Below are 20560 nucleotides of genomic sequence, written 5' to 3' on the forward strand. Positions count from 1 at the left end.
TAGCGACATGACCACCAGCAACCTGCTCGCCCAGCTGTTTCCCGCCTCCGCCGCCGAGATTCCCGAGCCATTCCAGCTAGGGGCGCCCATTGAACAGCGTGATTACCTGGTCGATGGCCAGTTGCAGGTGTGGAACGGCCCTTTGGCCAAAGTGCAGAGCCCGGTGCAGTTTGGCGACGAACGTGTGCATATCGGCAGCACGCCGCTGCTGGACGCCGAGACCGCCCTCACCGCCCTGGATGCCGCCGTTCGAGCCTATGACCGAGGCCAGGGTGAATGGCCGACGATGCGCGTGGCCGAACGTATCCAGCACGTCGAAACCTTCCTGCGCCGCATGCGTGAACAGCGCGATGCAGTCGTCAAACTGCTGATGTGGGAGATCGGCAAGAACCTCAAGGACTCGCAGAAAGAGTTCGACCGCACCTGCGACTACATCACCGACACCATCAATGCCCTCAAGGAACTCGACCGTCGCTCCAGCCGCTTCGAGTTGGAACAGGACACCCTCGGCCAGATCCGCCGCGTGCCGCTGGGCGTGGCCCTGTGCATGGGGCCCTATAACTATCCGCTGAACGAGACCTTCACCACGCTGATCCCGGCGTTGATCATGGGTAACACCGTGGTGTTCAAGCCGGCCAAGCTGGGCGTGCTGCTGATCCGCCCTTTGCTGGAAGCGTTCCGCGACAGCTTCCCGGCCGGGGTGATCAACGTGATCTACGGCAGTGGCCGCGAAACCGTCAGCGCGTTGATGGCCAGCGGCAAGATCGATATCTTTGCGTTTATCGGCACCAACAAGGCCGCCAGTGACTTGAAGAAACTGCACCCCAAGCCGCATCGCCTGCGCGCAGCACTGGGCCTGGACGCGAAAAACCCCGGCATCGTGTTGCCCGAAGTGGACCTGGACAATGCCGTCAGCGAAGCGGTCACCGGTTCCTTGTCGTTCAATGGCCAGCGCTGCACCGCGTTGAAAATCCTCTTTGTGCATGAAGACGTGGTCGATCGTTTCATCGAGAAATTCAACCAGAAGCTGGCCACGCTCAAACCCGGCATGCCGTGGGAAGACGGCGTGGCGCTGACGCCATTGCCCGAAGTGGGCAAGGTGGATTACCTCAACGGCTTGGTGGATGACGCCGCGCAACACGGTGCCAAGGTGGTGAATGCGCACGGTGCCGAGAGCCGCGGATCGTTCTTCTACCCGGCGGTGCTGTACCCGGTGAACCCGCAGATGCGCGTGTACCACGAAGAGCAGTTCGGCCCGGTGGTGCCCATCGTGCCTTACCGCGACCTGGAGACCGTGATCGACTACGTGCTGGGCTCGGATTTCGGCCAGCAGTTGAGCATTTTCGGCACCAACGCCGTGCAAGTCGGGCGCCTGGTGGACACTTTTGCCAACCAGGTCGGCCGCATCAACATCAACGCCCAGTGCCAACGTGGCCCAGACACGTTCCCGTTCAACGGGCGCAAGAACTCGGCCGAGGGCACGCTGTCGGTGCATGACGCCTTGCGCGTGTTCTCGATTCGCACCTTGGTGGCGACCAAGTTCCAGGAGAGCAACAAGGCACTGGTCAGCGACATCCTGCGTAACCGCGATTCGAGCTTCCTGACCACCGATTACATTTTCTAGAGGACGATTCGTCGTTGATTAACCTGCATCTGCCTGTGTTTGCCCGGCGCCTGTTGCGCCCCCTGCTCGACCCGTACCGCCGCTATCGCCATGCCAAGCTGATCCACGCCGTGCGCGTGTCCATCGGCTTGCTGGCGACGATCCTGCTGACCACCGGCATCAACCTGCCCCACGGTGAGTGGGCGTCGGTGACCATGCTGGTGGTGATCGGCGGGTTGCAGCACCACGGCAATATCGGCAAGAAAGCCGTGGAGCGCGCCTACGGCACCTTGATCGGCGCCAGTGTCGGCTTGCTGCTGGTGGTTCAGGAAGCCTATGTCGGCCAGCCATTGCTGACTTACCTGTTGATGTCGGTGGTGTGCGGGTTCTTTTCCTATCACGCCATCGGCAAGGGTGGGTACACCGCGCTGTTGTCGGCGATCACCGTATTTATCGTCGCCGGCCACGGTGACAACCCGCTATCGGATGGGTTGTGGCGCACGGTCGACATCCTGATCGGTATCGCCCTGGCCCTGGCCTTTTCCTTTGCCCTGCCGCTGTACGCCGTGTACTCCTGGCGCTACAACCTGGCCAGCGCGTTGCGCGATTGTGCCGAGATCTATAGCCGGATCATCAACGGCGAGTCCGTCACCAGTGACGAACACCTCAAGCTGCTCAACCGCCTGAATGCGGCGATGTTGCAGTTGCGTTCACTGATGCCGTCGGTGTCCAAGGAAGTGCGCATCTCCATGACCGAACTGGACGCGATCCAGCGGCATCTGCGCATGTGCATCAGCACCTTGGAAATTCTCGGCAACACCCGGCCCGCCCCCCGCGATGAACAAGCGATGGCGCGCATGCAGGTAATGTTGAAGGCCGAGCATCGGCAGATCCGTGTGCAACTGGTGGGGATGGCGCGGGCGTTGAAGTCGGGGGTGACGGAGCGCTTGGAGCGGCAGAGCCATCCGGGTGTTGAGCCTGCCCTTGATTCGCCCGTGTACAGCGCGCTGGATGGTTATCGGCTGCTGACGCTGCAACTGGCGCAGAACGTGGATGCGATGCGCCAGCGGTTGGCCAAGAGTGCGGGGCGCTGGAAAATCTGAATCCGCTGGGCAAAAAGCGAGATTCCCACGCGTCTACAGTTTTCAAACATTTCACACTTTGCCTTACAAAGTTTTCACGTTTTATTCACATCCCGGAACGTAGTGTGAAGCCTCATCCGTTACAAATGTTGCATATCAAGCCCGCCGCCCCAGCGGGCTTTTTTTTGCCTGGGATTTGAGTCAACGCGCGGCCTTGCTCGCTGGCGCGGCGGACTGCTCGCGAATCTCCCGCTGGGTATCCAGCACCTTGGCCAAGGCATGTTCCGCCTCCGGGCTTTGCTGCGGCACACGAATCGCTGCCGAGACCAACGTGATCAACTTGGCCATTACCTCGGCATCCGTGGCCGGACGGCCCAGGCTCATGGAGTTCATCAGCAGGCGCAGTTCGGTACCGGCCATCACCCCGGAAATCGCCTTGAGCGCAAATTGCAGGCGCACCCCCAGTTCATTACGCGGCAGATCCGGCAGGGCCAGGGCAAAGGCTTCGAAGAACCGCTGGAACACCGGCTGGTAATGCACCTTGAGGTATTCCTGGATAAACGGCGACGTGTCGCTGTACACCCGCCCCAAGAAACGGATGAACGAACGCCCTTCCCCACTGGCGCTGGCCGGATCGCTGCGCTCCAGGCCCATGGCCGGGGCAAACAGCACACCGAGCAGGGTGTCGCAGTCCAGCGGGCCGTCGGCCTGCGCCTCGCAGCGCGCGAGCAATTCCAGGCGCTGTTCGTTGAGCGGCTCCAGGCGCTGCTTGAGCAAGGTTTGCATCAGGGAATCCTTGTCCCCGAAGTGGTAGTTCACCGCCGCCAGGTTTACCTGGGCACGCTCGGTAATCTGCCGAAGCAGAACGGCGTCGTAGCCATACTTGATGAAGAGAGCCTCTGTCGCATCCAGCAATCGAGTCTTGGTGATGTTTGGAGCGCTGACTTTCTTCGCGACCATAGAAGTTCCACGTAGGAAATATTGTTTAAAAAAATAATTTGATTTTTTATACCGGGGCCCTCGTTCGAAAGCAAGTAGTGACACACCGCCATATGATCGAAAGCCTTGGCCGACGGGCCCATCGGCGGCAGGCATGCGGGTTTTCCCCAACCTCCCGACCCCTTTGAGTAGGCCTTTTCCCAAGCTGAAACCGCTCTACATCGACGGCTGGCGAAGCGGCTGGAAGGCGGTTAGTATTCAAACAATATTTTAAAAACAAGAAACAAAAACCGGTCCATGGCGCACCCTGAGGCGACCCCTAACTTGTTACAAGGCTTTACCGGGGACGATAACGACGGCGTCGAGACTGAAGGCGTATTCATGACAGATACTCCCGCGCACCCAGGCTTGATCTCCCTGCAAGGCATCGGCAAACGCTATCAGTTGGCCGGGCAGCATCTGTCCATTCTCAATGATGTGTGCCTGTCCATCGCCCGCGGTGACAGCTGCGGCATCCTCGGGGCCTCCGGCTCCGGCAAAAGTACCCTGCTCAATATCCTCGGCCTGCTGGACCTGCCCAACTGCGGCCAATACCACTTTGCCGGCCACGATATCTTCAACGCCACGCCCGATGAACTGGCGGCGATCCGCAACCAGCAGATCGGTTTTGTGTTCCAGAGCTTCAACCTGTTGCCACGCCTCAGCGCCCTGGACAATGTCGCCCTGCCGTTGAGTTACCGCGGCGTGTCGCGCCATGAATCGGTGGAACAAGCCCTGCGCATGCTCGAACAGGTCGGCCTGGCCAACCGCGCTCACCATCGCCCCGCCGACCTGTCCGGCGGCCAGCGCCAACGCGTGGCCATTGCCCGGGCGCTGGTGGGCAAGCCCTCGGTGATCCTGGCCGACGAGCCCACCGGCAACCTCGACAGCACCACCGCCCAAGACATCATGGACCTGCTGCTGGCGCTGAACCGCGAGCAACAGGTCACCCTGATCATCGTCACCCACGACCCACACATTGCCGAGCGCCTGGACCGCAAGATCCTGGTGCGCAATGGCGTGGTGCAAGAGGCCGGGCGCCCATGAAGGAGCGGGTAAGGAGCAGCCTGCGGGTCGAACAAAGCCTCAGCCAACTGCTGCATGAAGCCTTCGTCAGCCTGCGCACCTTGGGCAAGCGCTCGATCCTGGCCCTGCTGGGTATCGTGATCGGCAGCTCGTCGGTGGTGGCATTGATCAATATCGGCAATAACGCAGCGGTAGATGCCGCGATGATTTTCAAGGACATGGGCACCGACACCCTGATCGCGCAGTTCCCCCCCAAGGGCGCCAGCACGATACCCATGCCCGCGCGCCTGGACCTGGACGCCTTGCGCCAGACAGTAGCGGGCATCGACCATATCGGCGCCCTCACGTTGTTCAGTGGCCCCGTCGTATTCCACGGTCGTACCGTCAACGCCAACGTTGTCGGGAGCACCCCGCACGTCAAGGATGCAATGCGCCTGGCGGTGCAACAGGGACGTTTCCTCTCGAACTACGATGCCAACGAAACCTACGGCGTGATCGGTGACCAAGTGGCCCAGTCACTGAGTGCGCCGGGCGATCCCCTGCAATTGGGCGATCGCGTGCGCATCAACGATTACCTGTTCCTGATCGTCGGCATCCTGCGCAACCAACCACGGGCGATGCTGATGCCGGTGCAGGCCAACGAATCGCTGTTCATTCCCGCCGAAGGCATGCGCCGCCTCTTTGCAACCCCGCAGATTGGCAACGTGATCATCCGCGCCGCTCCCGGCCAGGACATGGAACGTATCGCCCAGGACGCGGCCGCCGCGTTGAAACCCCAACTTCCCGACCACGATGTGGACATCCAGGTGCCTCAGCAAATGATCGACGGCATGACCCGGCAAAGCCGCACCTTCGCTTACCTGCTGCTGGCCCTGGGCGCGATCTCCCTCGTGGGCGGTGGCGTGGGAGTGATGAACGTGATGCTGATGAACGTCTCGGAGCGCCGCCGCGAGATTGGCATCCGCATGGCCCTCGGTGCGCGCCAGCGGGATATCCGCAACCTGTTCCTGCTCGAAGCCGTGACCCTCACTGCCGTCGGCGCCCTCTGCGGCGCGGTGCTGGGCATGACCGCCGCCTGGTTGTACGCCTGGCTGTCGGGCTGGGCGTTTGCCCTGGCGGCGACCGCGTTGCCGCTGGGCGTGGGCAGCACATTGCTGGTGGGATTGTTCTTCGGCATTTACCCGGCGGTCTCGGCCTCACGCTTGCAGCCGGTGGAGGCCCTGCGCGATGAATAAATGGCTCTGGCTGCTCGCATTCGCCAGCCTGCCCGGCATGGCCGCCGACGTGGTGATCAAGCCATCGGCACCCAGTACCACCCGCAGCGGCTATGACCGCAGCGTCTCGTTGAATGCCCAGGTCACCAGCCTGACCCTAGGCGACGCAGTGTACCTGGGCCTGCGCAACAACCCGGCGATCCGCAGCGCGTACCTGCAACGGGTGGCGCAGAAGTTCGACCTGCGGGTGGCCGAAGATGTGTTCAACCCCAAGCTCACCCTCAACAGTTATTACCGCAGTAGCCGTGGCTCCGCCGACAACGCGCGCAATGCCAATGTGGCACCGGCCACCAGTCTGCTCGGCGAGTACGGCACGCGCCTGAGCATGGCCTGGACCCAGCAACTGAACACCGCTGACCGCGCCGGCCGTTACCGCAGCGACGGCCTCGACCTGGCGGTCATCCAGCCGCTGCTGCGCGGCGCCGGCTGGGACGCCACCACCGCGCCGCTGCGCCTGTCGCGCCTGTCGGAACAGGCCAACCGCCTGAACCTCAAGGCCACCGTGGCGCAGACCATCAGCCAGATCATCGCCACCTACCGCGAACTGCTGCGCGCCCAAGAGCAACTGAGCATCGTGCAGGACGCCCTCAAGCGCTCCGGCACCTTGCTGGAAGTGAACAAGGCGCTGATCAATGCCGGGCGCATGGCCGAGTTCGAAATCGTGCAGACCGAAGCCGACATCGCCACCCAGCAACTCGGTGTGGAAGAAGCGCAGAACCAGCTGGACACCAGTCGCCTGGCCCTGCTGCGTCTGCTGGCACTGGACCTGTCCACGCCGGTTCGCGCCACCGAGGCCCTGGAGGCCCAGCCCATGCAGATCGACAAGCGCCAGGCCTTCAACCTCGCGCAGACCCAGCAGCCGGAATACCTTGCCGCGTTACTCGGCAGTCAACAGGCCGACCTCAACCTGGTGATCGCCAAGGATTCCGGGCGCTGGCAGGTGGACCTGGTGGCCGGTGCCAACCAGATACGCGCCAACACCGATAACGACGCCGGCCGCTCCAACAACCGAACCTGGGATAGCTACGCCGGGGTACAGGTGCAAATCCCTATCGGCGACATCAGCACGCGCCAGGCCGAAGTGCGCGCGCGGGTGAACGTGGAGGACCAGGAGATCCGTATCGTCGACGCGCGCCAGGAGTTGGAGCGCAACGTCAACAATGTGGTGCGCGACCTCGGCACGCGTTGGCGCCAATATGAAATCTCCCAGCGCGCCGTCGAGCTGTCGCGGCGCAAGATCGAGATCGAACGGGAAAAACTCAGCGCCGGACGCTCCACCAACTTCCAGGTGCTGAGTTTCGAAACCGACCTGCGCAACGCCGAAAACGCAAGGCTCAATGCGCTGATCGCTTATTTGAACGCCCAGACCCAGCTCGACTTGACCCTGGGCATGACGCTGGAAAGTTGGGAAATCGCCCTCAATGACTACTAATCAGAAACGCCTGCTGGGTGCTGTACTTATCCTGTTGCTGGGCGGCGCGGGCCTGGCCTTGCGCAGCCCAGCCTCCGATCCGGCCAGCACTCCCGAGCAGTGGCAAGCCGTCCAGCCCGACGCGCTGGTGCACCAGATCGGCCTGGTGGGCAAGATCGAGCCCGACACCACCATCACCCTCACCGCACCATTCGACGGCAACGTGCAAGCCAACCTGGTGGAGCAAGGCCAGCGGGTCGAGGCCGGCCAGGTGCTGCTGCGCATGGACCCGGCCACCCTGGAAGTGCAACTGCGCGACGCCCTCTCCGCCCAACTCAAGGCCCGGCGTACCGTGCAGGAAATGCAGGACTGGGACAACGGCCCCACCGTCAGCCGCGCACGCCGCAGCTTGCGCACCGCCGAAATGACCGCCGGCAATACCCAGCGCAAACTCACTGAAAGTGAAAACCTGTTCCAGCGTGGCATCATCCCGCGCAACGAACTGGACGACCTCAGGCAACAGACCCAACAGCAACAGCTGGATCTCGCCTCCGCCCGCAGCGAACTGCAACAGGCCGTCAATCAGGGCAAGGGCGAGTACCGCCAGATCGCCGACATGGAACTGACCAACGCCACGGTCAAATACGACGCCCTGCATAAACTGCTTGAAGGCAAGGAAATCCAGGCGCCGTTCTCCGGCATCGTGGTGCCGCCGCCGGGCAATAATTCGACTCAGGTTGGCGGCAACAACACTGCTCCAGTGCAGGCCGGCAGCAAGGTTAGCCAGGGCCAGGTGCTGTTTGGCCTGGCGAACATCGAACGGCTAAAAATCGTCGCCAAGGTCTCGGAGCTGGACATCAACCAGTTGCATCAAGGCCAGGCAGTGGAAGTACTGGGGGACGGGTTTGACGGCGAGCGACTGAGCGGCTCGGTGAGCGTGGTGAGCGGCTTGGCGATTGCCAGTGACGGCCAGGGCAGTGCGCAATTTCCAGTGACCCTGTCGATCCCCAAGCTTACGTCGCAGCAGTTGCAACGGGTGCGACTGGGCATGAGTGCGCGCTTGACCATCGTGACCTACAACAACGCGCAGGCGATGGTGATTCCAAGCCAGGCGATTGGTCCGGACATGACGGTGGAATACCGCGAGGCGATGGATAAGCCGGTGGAACGGGTGAAGGTGACGACCGGGCAATCGACGCCCCAAGGCGTTGAGGTGTTCGGTTTAAAACCCGGCTTTGTGAAGACCTCGAAATAGATGGCGATCCCACAGTTAGATTTGTGTCAGCTTGGCTGCCAAGGCCTTCGCTTGAATCGCCACATCCGTCACCGCCGTGCTTTCCCACCACATCCCCCGCAACGGCGGGCCCATGGCGAACAAGCGCGGGCTGACCTGCCCCTGGGCATCCACCACGGCCCCCGAAACATCCGCCGCAATCCCCAACGCCAACGGCCCAGGCTGGATCAGCCCACGCTTGAGCAACTGCCGGGGCAACGGCCGGGCCACGCGGCGCCAGTCGTATTCGATACCGCTGGAGTTGATCAGCGCCGCGCCGCAAACCTGCTGCAACGCCTGCTCACCCCGGTAGCGCACACCAATGGTCACGCCCTCGACCGAAGGTTCCAGGCCTTTGAACGACGCCGCCCGAATCCGCAACCGTCCCTCATCCTGCAAGCGCGCCACCAACTGCGCACTCAACGGCGGCGAACGATGGTGATGGCTTTCCCACCACGGCCGCACATGGCGCACGAACTGGCGTTTTTCGCGCTCACTGGCCTGGCTCCACAGCCGGCCGATATGCGCACGCACCGTGTCCAGCGGTGCCTGCCAATCGATGCCCTGTGCTTGCGCCAGAGCGCATTGCCGACGCACCTCGCGCAGCAATTGCCGAGGGCTGCGCAGGCGGTGATCTTCGCCAAGGAAATCCGCCCAGCTCGGCGGCTGCCGGCGCACATGGGGCAACAGGCCATGGCGCGAGAAAACCTCAATGGGCCCGCGATGACCGGCCTGTTCCAGGGACACCACCGCATCAACCATGGTCAGCCCGGAACCGATGATCAGCACCGGCGCTTGCGGGTCAATCGCGGTCATGGCTTGCACATCCCAGGGATCCACCGCCGCTGCGTTCAACCCGCTGGACTCGGTCTGCGGTGTGCGCGCCGCCGGGAACATGCCGGTGGCCAGCACCGCAACACCGCCGCGCAATTGCTGGCCGTCATCCAGGGTGAGCAGCGCTGAACCTTGGTCCACCTGCAGGTCGACCCCTTCGGCACGCACATGCTCGACGCTGGAGGCAGACCGCGCCTTCGCCTCAGCCAAGCGTTGCTGGGCATACAAACCGAAAATCCCGCGCGGCGGGAACAATTCGCTGATCGGCACAGGCTGCTGACGCGACTCCGGCCAGCCGCCGGCGCCAATGTACTCGGTGAGCCATTGAGTCAGATCGTCGACATTGTCCGGGTCGACACTCATGCGCGCCGCATTGCCGTTCAGGGTGTGGCCCAGTTCGACAGCGCTGTAGGCCTCGCCCCGGCCGAGCTCGGCACGCGGCTCAATCACCAGGATCCGGCGCCGACCCGGCAGGCGCAGCAGTTGCACGGCCAGCATCGTGCCGCTCAGGCCGCCGCCGATGATCAGTACATCAGCGTTGCGGATGGATTCAGTCATGCAGAGTCGCCCTTACTGTTTGCCCAGGTAAATGTCATGCAAGTCGCCCCGCGCCAACAGCTCAGCGGCGCTGCCACTCAAGGCCACGCGGCCAGTATCCAATACGTAGCCGTGGGACGCATAGTTCAGTGCGACATTGATGTTCTGCTCGGCGATCAGGAAGCTCACCTGCTGCTCACGGTTGAGCTGCGCGATGATCTCGAAAATCTCCTGCACGATCATAGGCGCCAAACCCATGGACGGCTCGTCGAGCAGTACCAAAGTAGGACGCGTCATCAACGCCCGGCCGATGGCGACCATCTGCTGCTCGCCGCCCGAGGTGAGCCCGGCGCGGGTGTGGCGCTTGGTCTTGAGCCTTGGGAACCAGGTGTAGAGGCGCTCCAGGTCCTGCTCCATGTCCCTACGGCTCAAACGCCGCACGAAGCCGCCGCTGCGCAGGTTGTCTTCCACCGTGAGTTGGCCGAACACATGACGGCCTTCCAGCACGTGGACCATGCCCTGGCGCACACGTTGGCTGGGATCGACACCGGCCAGGTCCAGGCCCGCGTATTCGATCACGCCCCGGCTGACCTCGGCCCGCTCAGCACGCACCAACCCCGAGATCGCCTTGAGGGTGGTGCTCTTGCCGGCGCCATTGGCACCGAGCAAGGCGACGATGGCGCCTTTGGGCACGCTCAGCGACACCCCGGCCACCGCGAGGATCGCGCCGTCGTAGATCACTTCGATGTCGTTGACCGTCAACAGTGACGGGCTGGCGGATTCAGCGGCGGGCTGGCTCATGCTTTATTCATCCCCGGTGCAGGTGCGCGGTGTCAGGCCTTTTTCCTTGGCGAAAGCGGCGGACTTCTCATCGATCAACGGACGCAGCAACGCGCGGTCGGCGGCGATCCAATCGCTGATCAGCGTCCAGTTGGCGCCGTCCCACTGCTGCACCCGCGCCGAGCCGCCACCTTCGTGGTCGCGGCACGACAGCTTGAGGTTCTGCATCAGGCCCAGGTAGCCCATGTCCTTCAAGCGGGCGTCGTCAATGTTCAGGTGTTCCAGGCCCCAGCGGCCCTCTTCGCCATTCAGCGGGCGCTTGCCGAACTTGGCCTGGCCGGTGCGGATCGCTTCCACCGCCACCGCGGCGTTCACCAGGCCGGAGTTGTAGTAGACGCTGCCGAAGTTCTTCAGGTCCTTGAGGTCGCTGTGGCCCTTGTCGAGGATGGATTGCTTGAGGCGCTTGTGGATCTCGAAGTCGGCACCTGCCGGGTACGGCGTGAGCGCCAGGTAGCCCTTGGCGGCGGCACCTGCGGGTAACACGTCTTCGCTGGAACTGGCCCAGATATCGCCGATGATGTGGTCCACCGGGAAGCCGAAGCGCGCGGCGGTCTTCACCGCGACCGGGGTCGATACGCCCCAGGTGCGCAGGAACACCCAGTCCGGGTTGGCCTGGCGCACCTGGCGCCATTGCGCAGATTGCTCGTTGCCCGGATCGGCGACCGGAATCTGGATATTTTCAAAGCCGTATTTTTCAGCCAGCAACTTCAGCGGGCCGAGGGTTTCGCGACCATAGGCCGAATCGTGATAGACCGTGGCGATCTTCTTGCCCTTGAGTTTGTCGAAACCGCCTTCGCGCTGGGCGATGTAGTTCACCAGGGTCGAGGCCTCACTGTAGAAGGTCAGCATCACCGGGAAGTTGTAGGGGAACACCGTGCCGTCGGTGGCTTCGGTGCGGCCGTAGCCGAGGGTGATCAGCGGGATCTTGTCCACTTCCGCGCGCTCGCTCAGGGCATACGCCGCCGGCGCGCCGTTAGGCTGGTACACCGCGACCGGCGCGCCATCCAGGCCATTCTTGAAGCGCTCGTAGCACTCGATGCCCTTCTCCGCCGTCCATTCGGTCTCGCATTCCTGCCACACCAGCTTGACGCCGTTAATGCCGCCTTCGACCTCGTTGATGTAGCGCAGGTAGTCGATCATCCCGGCCCACACCTGCACACCGCTGGAGGCATAGGCGCCGACGCGGTAGGTGGCCAAGGGAATGAATTGCTGGTCCGGCGAGGCCATCGCCTGGGGAACAGCACCGGCCAGGGCGGCCAGCGCAAATGCAGCGCCGGCCAGGGAACGTTTCAAGGATGCACGCATGGGAATTCTCTTGAGGGAATGTTAGAAACGCAGCGGCCACTGCCGCACACGGTCACGCAGGTTGTGCAACAGGCGAATCAAGCCCTCGGGTTCCTTGATCAGGAACACGATGATCAACACGCCAAAGATGATTTTCTGCAGGTTCTGCAACTGCCCCGCATCCACCGAACCGCCAAACAGCGCCTGCCCGGCGTGGCTGAGGAAAATCGGCAACAAACTGATGAAAGCCGCGCCGACAAAGTTGCCGGCGATGCTGCCCATGCCACCGATAATGATGATGAACAGGATCTGGAATGAACGATTGATATCGAAGCTGCTGGCGCTGGCCGTGCCCAGGTAGGCAAAGGCCCACAGCGCGCCGGCAATGCCGAGGTAGAACGAACTCACCGCAAACGCCAGGCGCTTGTAGCGCACCACTGGGATGCCGACCACGGCGGCGGCGGTGTCCATGTCGCGGATCGCCATCCAGTTGCGCCCGACCTGGCTGCGCACCAGGTTGATCGCGGTCCAGGTCAGCAGCAGCACCGTGACCAACGTCAGCAGGTAACGGCCCAGCGGCGTGTTGAGGTCATGCCCGAACAACGCAAGCTTCGGCGCGGAGATGGTCCCGGACGAGCCATAGTTGTAGAACCAGGGGAATTTGACGAACAGCCACTCCAGGAAAAACTGCGCGGCCAAGGTGGTGACCATCAGGTAGAAGCCCTTGATCCGCGAGCTGGGCAGGCCGAACAACAGGCCAACCAGCGCGCTGATAATCCCGCCGCCGAGCAGCGCCACCGGTAGGCCCAGCTCCGGCAGGCGCAGCAAAAAACCGTACGTGGCAAACGCGCCGACGGCCATGAAACCGGCGGCCCCCACCGAGGTTTGCCCGGTGTAGCCGGTGAGCAGGTTCAAGCCCAACCCGGCCAACGACAGCACTAAAAAAGGAATCAGGATCGCATTGAGCCAATAGTCATTGCCCCACAGCGGCACCACGACAAAGGCCAGCGCCAACAGGCCAATCAGCCCCCAGGGAATGCGCCGCTGGATCAGCAGCAATGGCGCGGTGTCTTGAGCAACGGGAATCGACATGGTTTCAGACTCGCTCGATGGCGCGCTCGCCGAACAGGCCGGCGGGACGGATATACAGGAAGGCCAGGGCCAGTACGTAGGCGAACCACGGCGTGATGCCGCCGCCGATCAAGGGGCCGATATACACCTCGGCCAAATTCTCCGCCGCGCCGACAATCAGCCCGCCGACAATCGCCCCGCCAATCGAGGTGAAGCCGCCAATAATCAACACCGGCAAGGCCTTGAGCACCACCAGCGACAACGAAAACTGCACCCCTTGGCGCGCGCCCCACAGCAGCCCCGCCACCAGCCCGACAATCCCGGCCACCGCCCAGACGATCTGCCAGATACGGTTGAGGTTGATGCCGATGGACAGCGCCGCCGTGGTGTCATCCGCCACCGCACGCAGCGACACGCCGATGCGGGTCTTGTTGAACAGCAACGCCAGCACGGTCACCAGCACCACCGCCGCCGCAGCAGCGATCAGGTCGAACTGGCTGAGCATCAGCGGGCCGATGAACAGCGGCACGTCATCGATGCCCAGGTCGAGTGCGCGCACTTGCGAGCCCATCAGACCCTGGGCCAGGCCTTCGATAATGAACGACAGGCCCAAGGTGGCCATGAACAAGGTGATCTGTGAACGGTTTACCAGCGGCCGCAACACCAAGCGCTCTATCAGCAAGGCGCCGACGATCATCACGATCACGGTCAAGAGCAGCGCCAAGGCAAATGGCACGCCCTGATCATGCAGGCTGACGAAGGTCAGCGCGGCAAACAGCAGCATCGAGCCCTGGGCAAAATTGAACACGCCACTGGCCTTGTAGATCAGCACGAAACCGATGGCGACCAGCGAATACATGGTGCCGGCGAGCAGGCCGCCGAGCAGGGTTTCAAAGAAAAACGTCATCAGTGCACCACTCCCAGGTAAGCCGCGATCACCTCGGGATTGGCCTGTACTTCGGCGGGCGTGCCGTCGCCGACCTTGCGCCCGTAATCGAGCACCACCACGTGGTCGGACAGCCCCATGACCACGCCCATGTCGTGTTCGATCAATACAACGGTGGTGCCGAGGTCGCGGTTCACGTCGGCGACGAAGCGCGCCATTTCCTGTTTTTCCTCGGCGTTCATGCCCGCCATGGGTTCGTCGAGCAGCAACAGGCTGGGCCCGGCGATCAAGGCGCGGCCTAGCTCAACGCGCTTTTGCAGGCCGTAAGAGAGGTTGCCCACCAGCACATCACGTTGAGCTTGCAACTCAAGAAATTCGAGAATGCCCTGGGCACGCAGGCGGAACGCTTCGGCTTCCCGGCGTGCGCGGGGTAAGCCCAGGGCCTGTTCGATAAAGCTGCTGCGCAGGTGCCGCGACAGGCCGGTAAGGATGTTGTCGAGTACGCTCATCTTCTTGAACAGCGCGTTGTTCTGGAAGGTGCGACCAATGCCCCGGCGCGCGGCGCCCAACGGGTCAATGCGGTGGAAGTGCTGGTCTTCGAAGACGATCTCGCCGGCATCGAAGCGATACACGCCATTGAGTACGTTGAGCAACGAACTTTTGCCTGCACCGTTAGGGCCGATCAGCGCGCAGATCTCGCCGCGTGCCACCTCGAAGGACAAGGCATTGATCGCCTTGACCCCCTTGAACGACAGCGAAATATCCCGCACCTGGAGAATGGCTTGGCTCATGCGATGTCCCGTTTGAATTCCGCCAGCCACACCGGCGAAGGGGTGGATTTGAGGGGTTGCCAGATATAGGCCAGGCGCTGGAAGCCGAGCAGCTTGCGCACACGGTTTTTCAACAGGCGGCGCAGGCCACTTTGTGGATGGGCGATGGCCCAGTCGCACAGGCGCCGGCGCCAGGTGCCTTGGGGTGCCAGGCGGCTTTCAATCTCGTCGGCCAGGTGCTGCAAGCGTGCGGGTGACAACAGCAGGCCGGTGGGCGCCACTTCACTGCGATCACGCCGGGCGGAGGCCGGGCTTTCCGGGAAAGCCAGGCCATGGCCGCTGTTCAGCCATTGCTCCAGCACGACCGCCAGGCCGCCTTGCCAGTGAGTGCCCTCTTCGCTCCACAATGCGGTTTCGCCGCTGGGTTGCCACCAGCGGGCGAGGTGCTGTGCCGGGTCAACCGGACCCAGCAATTGGGCGAAGTCCAGCAGGTTGGCCGATTGCCAATGCCGCACTTGCTGGCGGTCCTGGGTGTAAGAGTGGGTGGGATGGATGCGCCATAAATGTTGTTGCAGCGCTTCGGGTTCCAAATCATCGGCCAGGGTCAGGACTTGCCCGCCGATGGAATGAGCCGCCAGTGCCAACAGCAACAGGTTCGGCTCGAACGCCCCGCTGAGGGCCAAGCGCGATTGCTCGTCAAAGCCCTGCTGGCGCAAGCCATCGGCCAGGCGTTCTACATCCCGCAAGGTGTCGATCCAGCGCCACGCATGCCACTGGCCCTGGCGTTTGTGGCGCAAGGCGGTGTGCAGCGGCGTGATCTGTGCCCAGTGGTGCAGTTGTTCCAGCGCCTTGGGCAGGTTGCCGAGCAGTTCGGCGGGCCATTCCGGGGCCAGCGGACGTTTGAGTTCGTGCACGCTCATAGGGAGGTTCTCCTATTCAGGTTGTGTGCGTGCGGTGGTCCGCTGGCGGGGTGATCAGTTAGATTGCGCTGGCCTTGAGGTCGCGGTAACCGGCGCCGGGGTGATTGGCGCCCAACCGCGCACCGTCACCCAACAACTTCTCGCGCAGCGTGCCCTGGGCATATTCGGTCTTGTACACCCCGCGCTTCTGCAACTCCGGCACCAGCAGGTCCACGGCGTCGATGAAGGTTTCGTGGGTCAGCGCATAGGCCAGGTTGAAGCCGTCTACATCGGTTTCCTCGACCCACTCCTGCAACAGGTCCGCCACGGTTTCCGGGCCGCCGACAAACAGCGGGCCAAAGCCGCCGATGCCGACCCAATCGGCCAGCTCGTTGGGCGTCCAGACCTTGTTCGGGTCGGCAGTGGAGAAGGCTTCCACCGCCGATTGGATAGCGTTGGTGTGCACATGCTTGAGGGGTTCGTCAGGTTTGAACTGGCTGAAGTCGATGCCGGTCCAGCCGGAGATCAGCGCCATCGCGCCTTCATAGCTGACGTAGGATTTGTACTCGTCGAACTTGGCCTTGGCCTTGGCATCGGTCTCACCGACGATCACGGTCTGCAGGTTGAAGATCAGGATTTTCTTCGGATCACGCCCCGCCTCGGCGGCACGCAGGCGGATGTCAGCAACCGTTTTTTTCAGCAGCACCTTGGACGGTGCGGCGACGAACACACACTCGGCCTGCTCGGCGGCGAACTGTTTACCTCGGCTGGACGCGCCGGCCTGGTACAGCACCGGCGTACGTTGCGGCGAGGGTTCACACAGGTGAATACCGGGCACCTGGAAGTGTTTGCCGACATGGCGGATCTCGTGGATCTTGCTCGGGTCACTGAAAATCCGGCGCTCGCGGTCACGCAACACGGCGCCCTCCTCCCAGCTGCCTTCCCAGAGTTTGTAGCAAACCTCCAGGTATTCCTCGGCGTAGTCGTAGCGCGCATCGTGTTCGGTCTGGGCTTTTTGGCCGAGGTTCTTGGCGCCGCTTTCCAGGTAGGAGGTGACGATATTCCAGCCAATGCGGCCCTTGGTCAGGTGATCCAGGGTCGAGAGGCGACGGGCGAACGGATACGGATGTTCGAATGACAACGAAGCCGTCAGGCCGAAACCAAGGTGTTCGGTGACCAAGGCCATCGGCGCGATCAGCGACAGCGGATCGTTAACTGGCACCTGCGCCGCCTGGCGAATCGCCGCGTCGCCGTTGCCGTTGTACACGTCGTAAATGCCCAGCACGTCGGCGATGAACAGGCCGTCGAACTTACCGCGTTCAAGGATCTTGGCGAGGTCGGTCCAGTATTCCAGGTCCTTGTACTGCCACGAACGGTCACGCGGGTGCGCCCACAGGCCGGGCGATTGGTGGCCGACACAGTTCATGTCGAAGGCATTCAAGCGGATTTCACGGGACATCAAAGCACTCCGTTGAGATGGTAGTTGCCGACAACCTGGTATTTCCAGCGCAGGGGGTCGTCGAGGGTCGACGGCAGTGCGGTGCGTTGGCCGGTCAGTTCGAATTCGGCGTTGCTCGCGGCAATCAAGGCTTCGGCGGCGGCGATCTGCGCTTCGGTGGCGGCCACCGGGCTTGGGTGGGTTTCAGCGCGTTCCAGCAAGGCGGCGGCCACGTCAACGCGGATCTGCAGATCGCCGAAGCGGCTGATCACATAGGGGTCATCGCTTTTCTGGACATGGCGGCGGGTGCTGTCCAACAGTTGGCGCGCAAGGCTCAGTGCGGTCATGGTTAATCCTCAGTTCCAGGCGTGGCGCGCGGGCTTCACGCCGTTGAGCACGAAATTGCCGATCAGGTGGTATTTCCAGCGGGCCGGGTCGTGCAGGGTGTGGGTGCGTGCGTTGCGCCAGAAGCGGTCAAGGTTGTGTTTGCCGGTGACCGAGCGGGTGCCAGCCAGTTCGAAGAGCTTGCTGCTGGCGAGCAAGGCGGTTTCGGCCGACAGCACTTTGGCCTGGGCGACCCCCAAGGAGGCCTGGGCCACGCTGTCTTCACTTGGCTCGGCGAGGGCACGGTCCACCGCCAGGCCGGCCTTGGCGAGGATGGCTTCGGTGCCGTGCACGCGCCATTCCAGGTCGCCGATGGCGGCGATGGTGAACGGGTCCTGCCAGCCGTGATCCTGTTGGCTGTCGATCCACGGCCGCGCCTGGCGTGCGTAGATCTTGGCCTGTTCAAGGGCGCCCAGGGCGATGCCGGTGTCGACGGCTGCCTGGATGATCTGTGAAATCGGGCCGTTGGCAGTGGGTTGATCGAAGGCCCGGTGAGCGGGGATCACCGCGCAGACGGGGACGGTCACACCGTCGAGAGTCACGCCGCCGCTGGCGGTGGTGCGCTGGCCGAAGCCGTCCCAGCTGTCGATCACACTCAGGCCATGGGCATCGCGTTCGATGAAGGCAATAAACGCCTGGTCTTTTTCGTTATTGCCGACGGTGGGCACGATGTGGGCGAACAACGCGCCGGTGCAGTAGAACTTCTCGCCGTTGATTTGCGCGGTGTCGCCGTGGAAACGGATCTGCGTGTCGAATGTGCCGGCATTCTTGCTCTTGGCTTCGGAGAACGCGTTGCCGAAGCGATAACCCTGGAGGACTTTGCCGAAGTAGTACTGCTTTTGTGCCTCCGTGGCCGTCTGCAGCAGAATGTCGACGACACCGAGGTGGTTCTGCGGAATCTGCCCCAGGGAGGGGTCGGCGGCGGAGATCAGTTTGATCACCTCGGCCACTGTCACATACGACACCTCAGCACCGCCATAAGCCTTGGGAATGGTGATGCCCCACAAGCCGCTGGCCGAGAATTCGTCGAGTTCGGCCACCGGCAGGCGACGCTCACGGTCGCGCGCGCTGGCGTCGACCGCGAACCGTGCAGCCAGGCGCGTGGCGACCTCGATGGCTTCCGCGTCCGAGCGGATGATATGGGCAGGGTGTTGAGGGTGGGCTGACATGGGCCGACTCCAGGCTCCGAGGGGATACTGGAGTGATTGCAGGAGTCGTGCCTGAATGTAATCGCCAATAAAATCAGCGATTTGCTGGTCATTCTGCGCAACAGGGCGCGTTTCAAAGCAGCAAAGTGTCCATCCGCTGTTGCCGGGCGAACAGTTAGATCACCACGTTGCGCACAAACCGCACAGACACATCGCCGTCATTGCGATAGCCATGCACGTGACGGCTGGCGAACATATAAAACTCACCGGCGGCGACGTGTTTTTCTTCCTCGCCCACCAGCAGGGTGAGGCAGCCTTCGAACACGAACAGTTGCACGCTCCAGCCTTCCGGATCGGGATCGGGGCTGTAGCGATCGCCCGGTTCCAGTTGCATCTCCCACAACTCGACTTCACGCCGCGCCGTGGCCTTGGCCAGCAACACCGCCTTGCTGCCGGGAATTTCGCCGGCCCAGGCCAGTTCGTTGATGCGGCTGTGGTCGGGGGCATCCGGCGCCTGGATCAGGTCACTGAACGCCACGTCCAACGCTTCAGCCACGCGGTCGAGGGTGGACAGGCTGACGTTCTTCTCCCCCGCCTCGATGGCCACCAGCATGCGCCGGCTGACCCCGGATTTTTCCGAAAGCGCGGTCTGGCTCAGGTCGGCGGCATGGCGCAGGCGACGCACGTTCTGGCTGACGTGCTGCAGGACCGAGGCCCGTTGTGGGTTTTCTTTGTGCACTATATTGCTCAATGGGTGGGTGTGCGCAGTATACTGCCCAGCGTGCGGCGCATTGTGCGGTCCGTGCCTTTCCCTTGCAAGACCGAGCCGCCATGACCACCGCGAACGCCTCCCCTCGTTTCAACCGTTTCAGCAAAGCCGAATGCATCCTGGTGGTGATCACCATGATCTGGGGCGGCACCTTTTTGCTGGTGCAACACGCGATGACCGTCAGCGGGCCGATGTTTTTCGTCGGGCTACGGTTTGCGGCGGCGGCGATTGTGGTCGGCTTCTTTTCCTTGCGCACGTTGCGTGACCTGACGCTGTTCGAGTTGAAGGCCGGCGTGTTTATCGGCGTGGCGATCATGTTTGGCTACGGGCTGCAAACCATTGGCTTGCAGACGATCCTGAGCAGCCAATCGGCGTTTATCACGGCGTTATATGTGCCGTTCGTGCCGCTGTTGCAATGGCTGGTATTGGGACGCCGTCCAGGCTTGATGCCGAGCATTGGCATCATGCTGGCGTTTACCGGCTTGATGCTGCTGACCGGGCCGGCGGGTGCTTCGCTGAATTTCAGCCCCGGTGAAATCGCCACGTTGATCGGCGCGGTCGCGATTGCCGCTGAAATCATCCTGATCAGCGCCTTTGCCGGCCAGGTGGATGTGCGCCGGGTGACCGTGGTGCAACTGGCCACGGCCTCGTTGCTGTCGTTCCTGATGGTGGTGCCGATGGGTGAGGCGCTGCCAGGTTTTTCGTGGCTGCTGCTGTTCAGCGCAGTGGGCCTGGGCTTGACCAGTGCGGTGATCCAGGTCGCCATGAACTGGGCGCAGCAAAGCGTTTCGCCCACCCGAGCCACGTTGATTTATGCCGGTGAGCCGGTGTGGGCAGGCGTGGTGGGACGGATCGCCGGGGAGCGCTTCCCGCCGATTGCGATGCTGGGCGCGGCGTTGATTGTGGCGGCGGTGATTGTCAGTGAGATGAAGACCAAGGCACAAAAGGCGCTTGCAGTGGACAATGAGCTGGAGCAGGAACATCAGGGCTAAGCGGGGCATTGAAACAATGCCAAATGGGAGTTTTCGGCCTACCTTGTAGGATCCTGCCACA

General features: G+C 62.7%; 19 protein-coding genes. 7 read left to right on the forward strand and 12 right to left on the reverse strand.

What is annotated here, in order from left to right; translation table 11 throughout:
- Window positions 1-7: 7 nt before the first annotated feature.
- Both ACP7EW_RS01670 and ACP7EW_RS01675 read left to right on the forward strand, forming a co-directional pair.
- Window positions 8-1624: an NADP-dependent glyceraldehyde-3-phosphate dehydrogenase gene (locus ACP7EW_RS01670; RefSeq protein WP_426214853.1), complete on the forward strand. Its 1617-nt coding sequence runs from the start codon at window positions 8-10 to the stop codon at window positions 1622-1624.
- 23 nt (window positions 1625-1647) lie between these two features.
- On the forward strand, window positions 1648-2706 hold the full coding sequence (locus tag ACP7EW_RS01675) for an FUSC family protein (protein WP_426216359.1): 1059 nt from the start codon (window positions 1648-1650) through the stop codon (window positions 2704-2706).
- 180 nt (window positions 2707-2886) lie between these two features.
- Here the strand turns inward: ACP7EW_RS01675 and ACP7EW_RS01680 are convergent, their stop codons facing one another.
- Complete coding sequence (locus ACP7EW_RS01680; protein WP_177110645.1) at window positions 2887-3645, reverse strand: TetR/AcrR family transcriptional regulator; 759 nt, start codon at window positions 3643-3645, stop codon at window positions 2887-2889.
- 360 nt (window positions 3646-4005) lie between these two features.
- On the opposite strand from ACP7EW_RS01680, the gene ACP7EW_RS01685 reads away from it, so the two are divergent.
- The 4 genes from ACP7EW_RS01685 to ACP7EW_RS01700 are packed head-to-tail and all read left to right on the forward strand — an operon-like array spanning window position 4006 to window position 8629.
- Window positions 4006-4710: an ABC transporter ATP-binding protein gene (locus ACP7EW_RS01685; RefSeq protein WP_426214855.1), complete on the forward strand. Its 705-nt coding sequence runs from the start codon at window positions 4006-4008 to the stop codon at window positions 4708-4710.
- Window positions 4707-5924 (forward strand): ABC transporter permease, encoded by a 1218-nt coding sequence (locus ACP7EW_RS01690; RefSeq protein WP_426214857.1) that lies wholly within the window; start codon window positions 4707-4709, stop codon window positions 5922-5924. The genes ACP7EW_RS01685 and ACP7EW_RS01690 overlap by 4 nt, the downstream gene beginning before the upstream one ends.
- Window positions 5917-7395 carry a TolC family protein gene (locus tag ACP7EW_RS01695; RefSeq protein WP_426214859.1) on the forward strand — a complete coding sequence of 493 codons (1479 nt, stop codon included), beginning with the start codon at window positions 5917-5919 and terminating at the stop codon, window positions 7393-7395. Before ACP7EW_RS01690 ends, ACP7EW_RS01695 begins: the two co-directional genes overlap by 8 nt.
- Entirely contained in the window at window positions 7385-8629 is a 1245-nt protein-coding gene (locus tag ACP7EW_RS01700) for an efflux RND transporter periplasmic adaptor subunit (protein ID WP_426214861.1), read from the forward strand. Before ACP7EW_RS01695 ends, ACP7EW_RS01700 begins: the two co-directional genes overlap by 11 nt.
- A 15-nt stretch (window positions 8630-8644) precedes the next feature.
- Here the strand turns inward: ACP7EW_RS01700 and ACP7EW_RS01705 are convergent, their stop codons facing one another.
- The 11 genes from ACP7EW_RS01705 to ACP7EW_RS01755 all read right to left on the reverse strand — a co-directional run bounded on the left by ACP7EW_RS01705 (window position 8645) and on the right by ACP7EW_RS01755 (window position 19477).
- Window positions 8645-10039: an FAD/NAD(P)-binding protein gene (locus ACP7EW_RS01705; RefSeq protein WP_426214864.1), complete on the reverse strand. Its 1395-nt coding sequence runs from the start codon at window positions 10037-10039 to the stop codon at window positions 8645-8647.
- A 12-nt stretch (window positions 10040-10051) separates the two neighbouring features.
- A complete protein-coding gene (locus tag ACP7EW_RS01710) occupies window positions 10052-10819 on the reverse strand; it encodes an ABC transporter ATP-binding protein (RefSeq protein ID WP_426214866.1) in 768 nt (255 codons plus the stop codon).
- A gap of 3 nt (window positions 10820-10822) precedes the next feature.
- Window positions 10823-12163 (reverse strand): ABC transporter substrate-binding protein, encoded by a 1341-nt coding sequence (locus ACP7EW_RS01715; protein WP_426214868.1) that lies wholly within the window; start codon window positions 12161-12163, stop codon window positions 10823-10825.
- A gap of 21 nt (window positions 12164-12184) precedes the next feature.
- Window positions 12185-13234: a branched-chain amino acid ABC transporter permease gene (locus ACP7EW_RS01720; protein ID WP_033901332.1), complete on the reverse strand. Its 1050-nt coding sequence runs from the start codon at window positions 13232-13234 to the stop codon at window positions 12185-12187.
- Between the two features lie 4 nt (window positions 13235-13238).
- Window positions 13239-14120 carry a branched-chain amino acid ABC transporter permease gene (locus tag ACP7EW_RS01725; protein ID WP_339549582.1) on the reverse strand — a complete coding sequence of 294 codons (882 nt, stop codon included), beginning with the start codon at window positions 14118-14120 and terminating at the stop codon, window positions 13239-13241.
- Window positions 14120-14890, reverse strand: coding sequence for an ABC transporter ATP-binding protein (locus ACP7EW_RS01730; RefSeq protein ID WP_033901330.1), 771 nt, complete (start codon window positions 14888-14890; stop codon window positions 14120-14122). The genes ACP7EW_RS01725 and ACP7EW_RS01730 overlap by 1 nt, the downstream gene beginning before the upstream one ends.
- Window positions 14887-15789, reverse strand: coding sequence for an AMP-binding protein (locus ACP7EW_RS01735; RefSeq protein ID WP_426214871.1), 903 nt, complete (start codon window positions 15787-15789; stop codon window positions 14887-14889). The genes ACP7EW_RS01730 and ACP7EW_RS01735 overlap by 4 nt, the downstream gene beginning before the upstream one ends.
- 58 nt (window positions 15790-15847) lie before the next feature.
- Window positions 15848-17227, reverse strand: coding sequence for an LLM class flavin-dependent oxidoreductase (locus tag ACP7EW_RS01740; RefSeq protein WP_426214873.1), 1380 nt, complete (start codon window positions 17225-17227; stop codon window positions 15848-15850).
- Entirely contained in the window at window positions 17227-17553 is a 327-nt protein-coding gene (locus ACP7EW_RS01745) for an acyl-CoA dehydrogenase (RefSeq protein WP_177110635.1), read from the reverse strand. Before ACP7EW_RS01745 ends, ACP7EW_RS01740 begins: the two co-directional genes overlap by 1 nt.
- 9 nt (window positions 17554-17562) lie before the next feature.
- Window positions 17563-18759 (reverse strand): SfnB family sulfur acquisition oxidoreductase, encoded by a 1197-nt coding sequence (locus tag ACP7EW_RS01750; protein WP_426214875.1) that lies wholly within the window; start codon window positions 18757-18759, stop codon window positions 17563-17565.
- A 154-nt stretch (window positions 18760-18913) separates the two neighbouring features.
- Window positions 18914-19477: a helix-turn-helix domain-containing protein gene (locus tag ACP7EW_RS01755; RefSeq protein WP_124528991.1), complete on the reverse strand. Its 564-nt coding sequence runs from the start codon at window positions 19475-19477 to the stop codon at window positions 18914-18916.
- A 92-nt stretch (window positions 19478-19569) separates the two neighbouring features.
- Here ACP7EW_RS01755 and ACP7EW_RS01760 point away from each other — a divergent pair, with 92 nt between their 5' ends.
- A complete protein-coding gene (locus ACP7EW_RS01760; protein ID WP_038846035.1) occupies window positions 19570-20499 on the forward strand; it encodes a DMT family transporter in 930 nt (309 codons plus the stop codon).
- Window positions 20500-20560: the final 61 nt, after the last annotated feature.

The organism is Pseudomonas sp. DWRC2-2 (genome assembly GCF_049897885.1).
In the GTDB taxonomy this organism is placed as follows: Bacteria; Pseudomonadota; Gammaproteobacteria; order Pseudomonadales; family Pseudomonadaceae; genus Aquipseudomonas; species Aquipseudomonas azotoformans_A.

Coding starts and splice junctions, on each gene's coding strand:
- ACP7EW_RS01670 (WP_426214853.1), top strand. CDS start 8: ATGACCACCAGCAACCTGCTCGCCCAGCTGTTTCCCGCCTCCGCCGCC.
- ACP7EW_RS01680 (WP_177110645.1), bottom strand. CDS start 3,645: ATGGTCGCGAAGAAAGTCAGCGCTCCAAACATCACCAAGACTCGATTG.
- ACP7EW_RS01685 (WP_426214855.1), top strand. CDS start 4,006: ATGACAGATACTCCCGCGCACCCAGGCTTGATCTCCCTGCAAGGCATC.
- ACP7EW_RS01690 (WP_426214857.1), top strand. CDS start 4,707: ATGAAGGAGCGGGTAAGGAGCAGCCTGCGGGTCGAACAAAGCCTCAGC.
- ACP7EW_RS01695 (WP_426214859.1), top strand. CDS start 5,917: ATGAATAAATGGCTCTGGCTGCTCGCATTCGCCAGCCTGCCCGGCATG.
- ACP7EW_RS01700 (WP_426214861.1), top strand. CDS start 7,385: ATGACTACTAATCAGAAACGCCTGCTGGGTGCTGTACTTATCCTGTTG.
- ACP7EW_RS01705 (WP_426214864.1), bottom strand. CDS start 10,039: ATGACTGAATCCATCCGCAACGCTGATGTACTGATCATCGGCGGCGGC.
- ACP7EW_RS01710 (WP_426214866.1), bottom strand. CDS start 10,819: ATGAGCCAGCCCGCCGCTGAATCCGCCAGCCCGTCACTGTTGACGGTC.
- ACP7EW_RS01715 (WP_426214868.1), bottom strand. CDS start 12,163: ATGCGTGCATCCTTGAAACGTTCCCTGGCCGGCGCTGCATTTGCGCTG.
- ACP7EW_RS01720 (WP_033901332.1), bottom strand. CDS start 13,234: ATGTCGATTCCCGTTGCTCAAGACACCGCGCCATTGCTGCTGATCCAG.
- ACP7EW_RS01725 (WP_339549582.1), bottom strand. CDS start 14,120: ATGACGTTTTTCTTTGAAACCCTGCTCGGCGGCCTGCTCGCCGGCACC.
- ACP7EW_RS01730 (WP_033901330.1), bottom strand. CDS start 14,890: ATGAGCCAAGCCATTCTCCAGGTGCGGGATATTTCGCTGTCGTTCAAG.
- ACP7EW_RS01735 (WP_426214871.1), bottom strand. CDS start 15,789: ATGAGCGTGCACGAACTCAAACGTCCGCTGGCCCCGGAATGGCCCGCC.
- ACP7EW_RS01740 (WP_426214873.1), bottom strand. CDS start 17,227: ATGTCCCGTGAAATCCGCTTGAATGCCTTCGACATGAACTGTGTCGGC.
- ACP7EW_RS01745 (WP_177110635.1), bottom strand. CDS start 17,553: ATGACCGCACTGAGCCTTGCGCGCCAACTGTTGGACAGCACCCGCCGC.
- ACP7EW_RS01750 (WP_426214875.1), bottom strand. CDS start 18,759: ATGTCAGCCCACCCTCAACACCCTGCCCATATCATCCGCTCGGACGCG.
- ACP7EW_RS01760 (WP_038846035.1), top strand. CDS start 19,570: ATGACCACCGCGAACGCCTCCCCTCGTTTCAACCGTTTCAGCAAAGCC.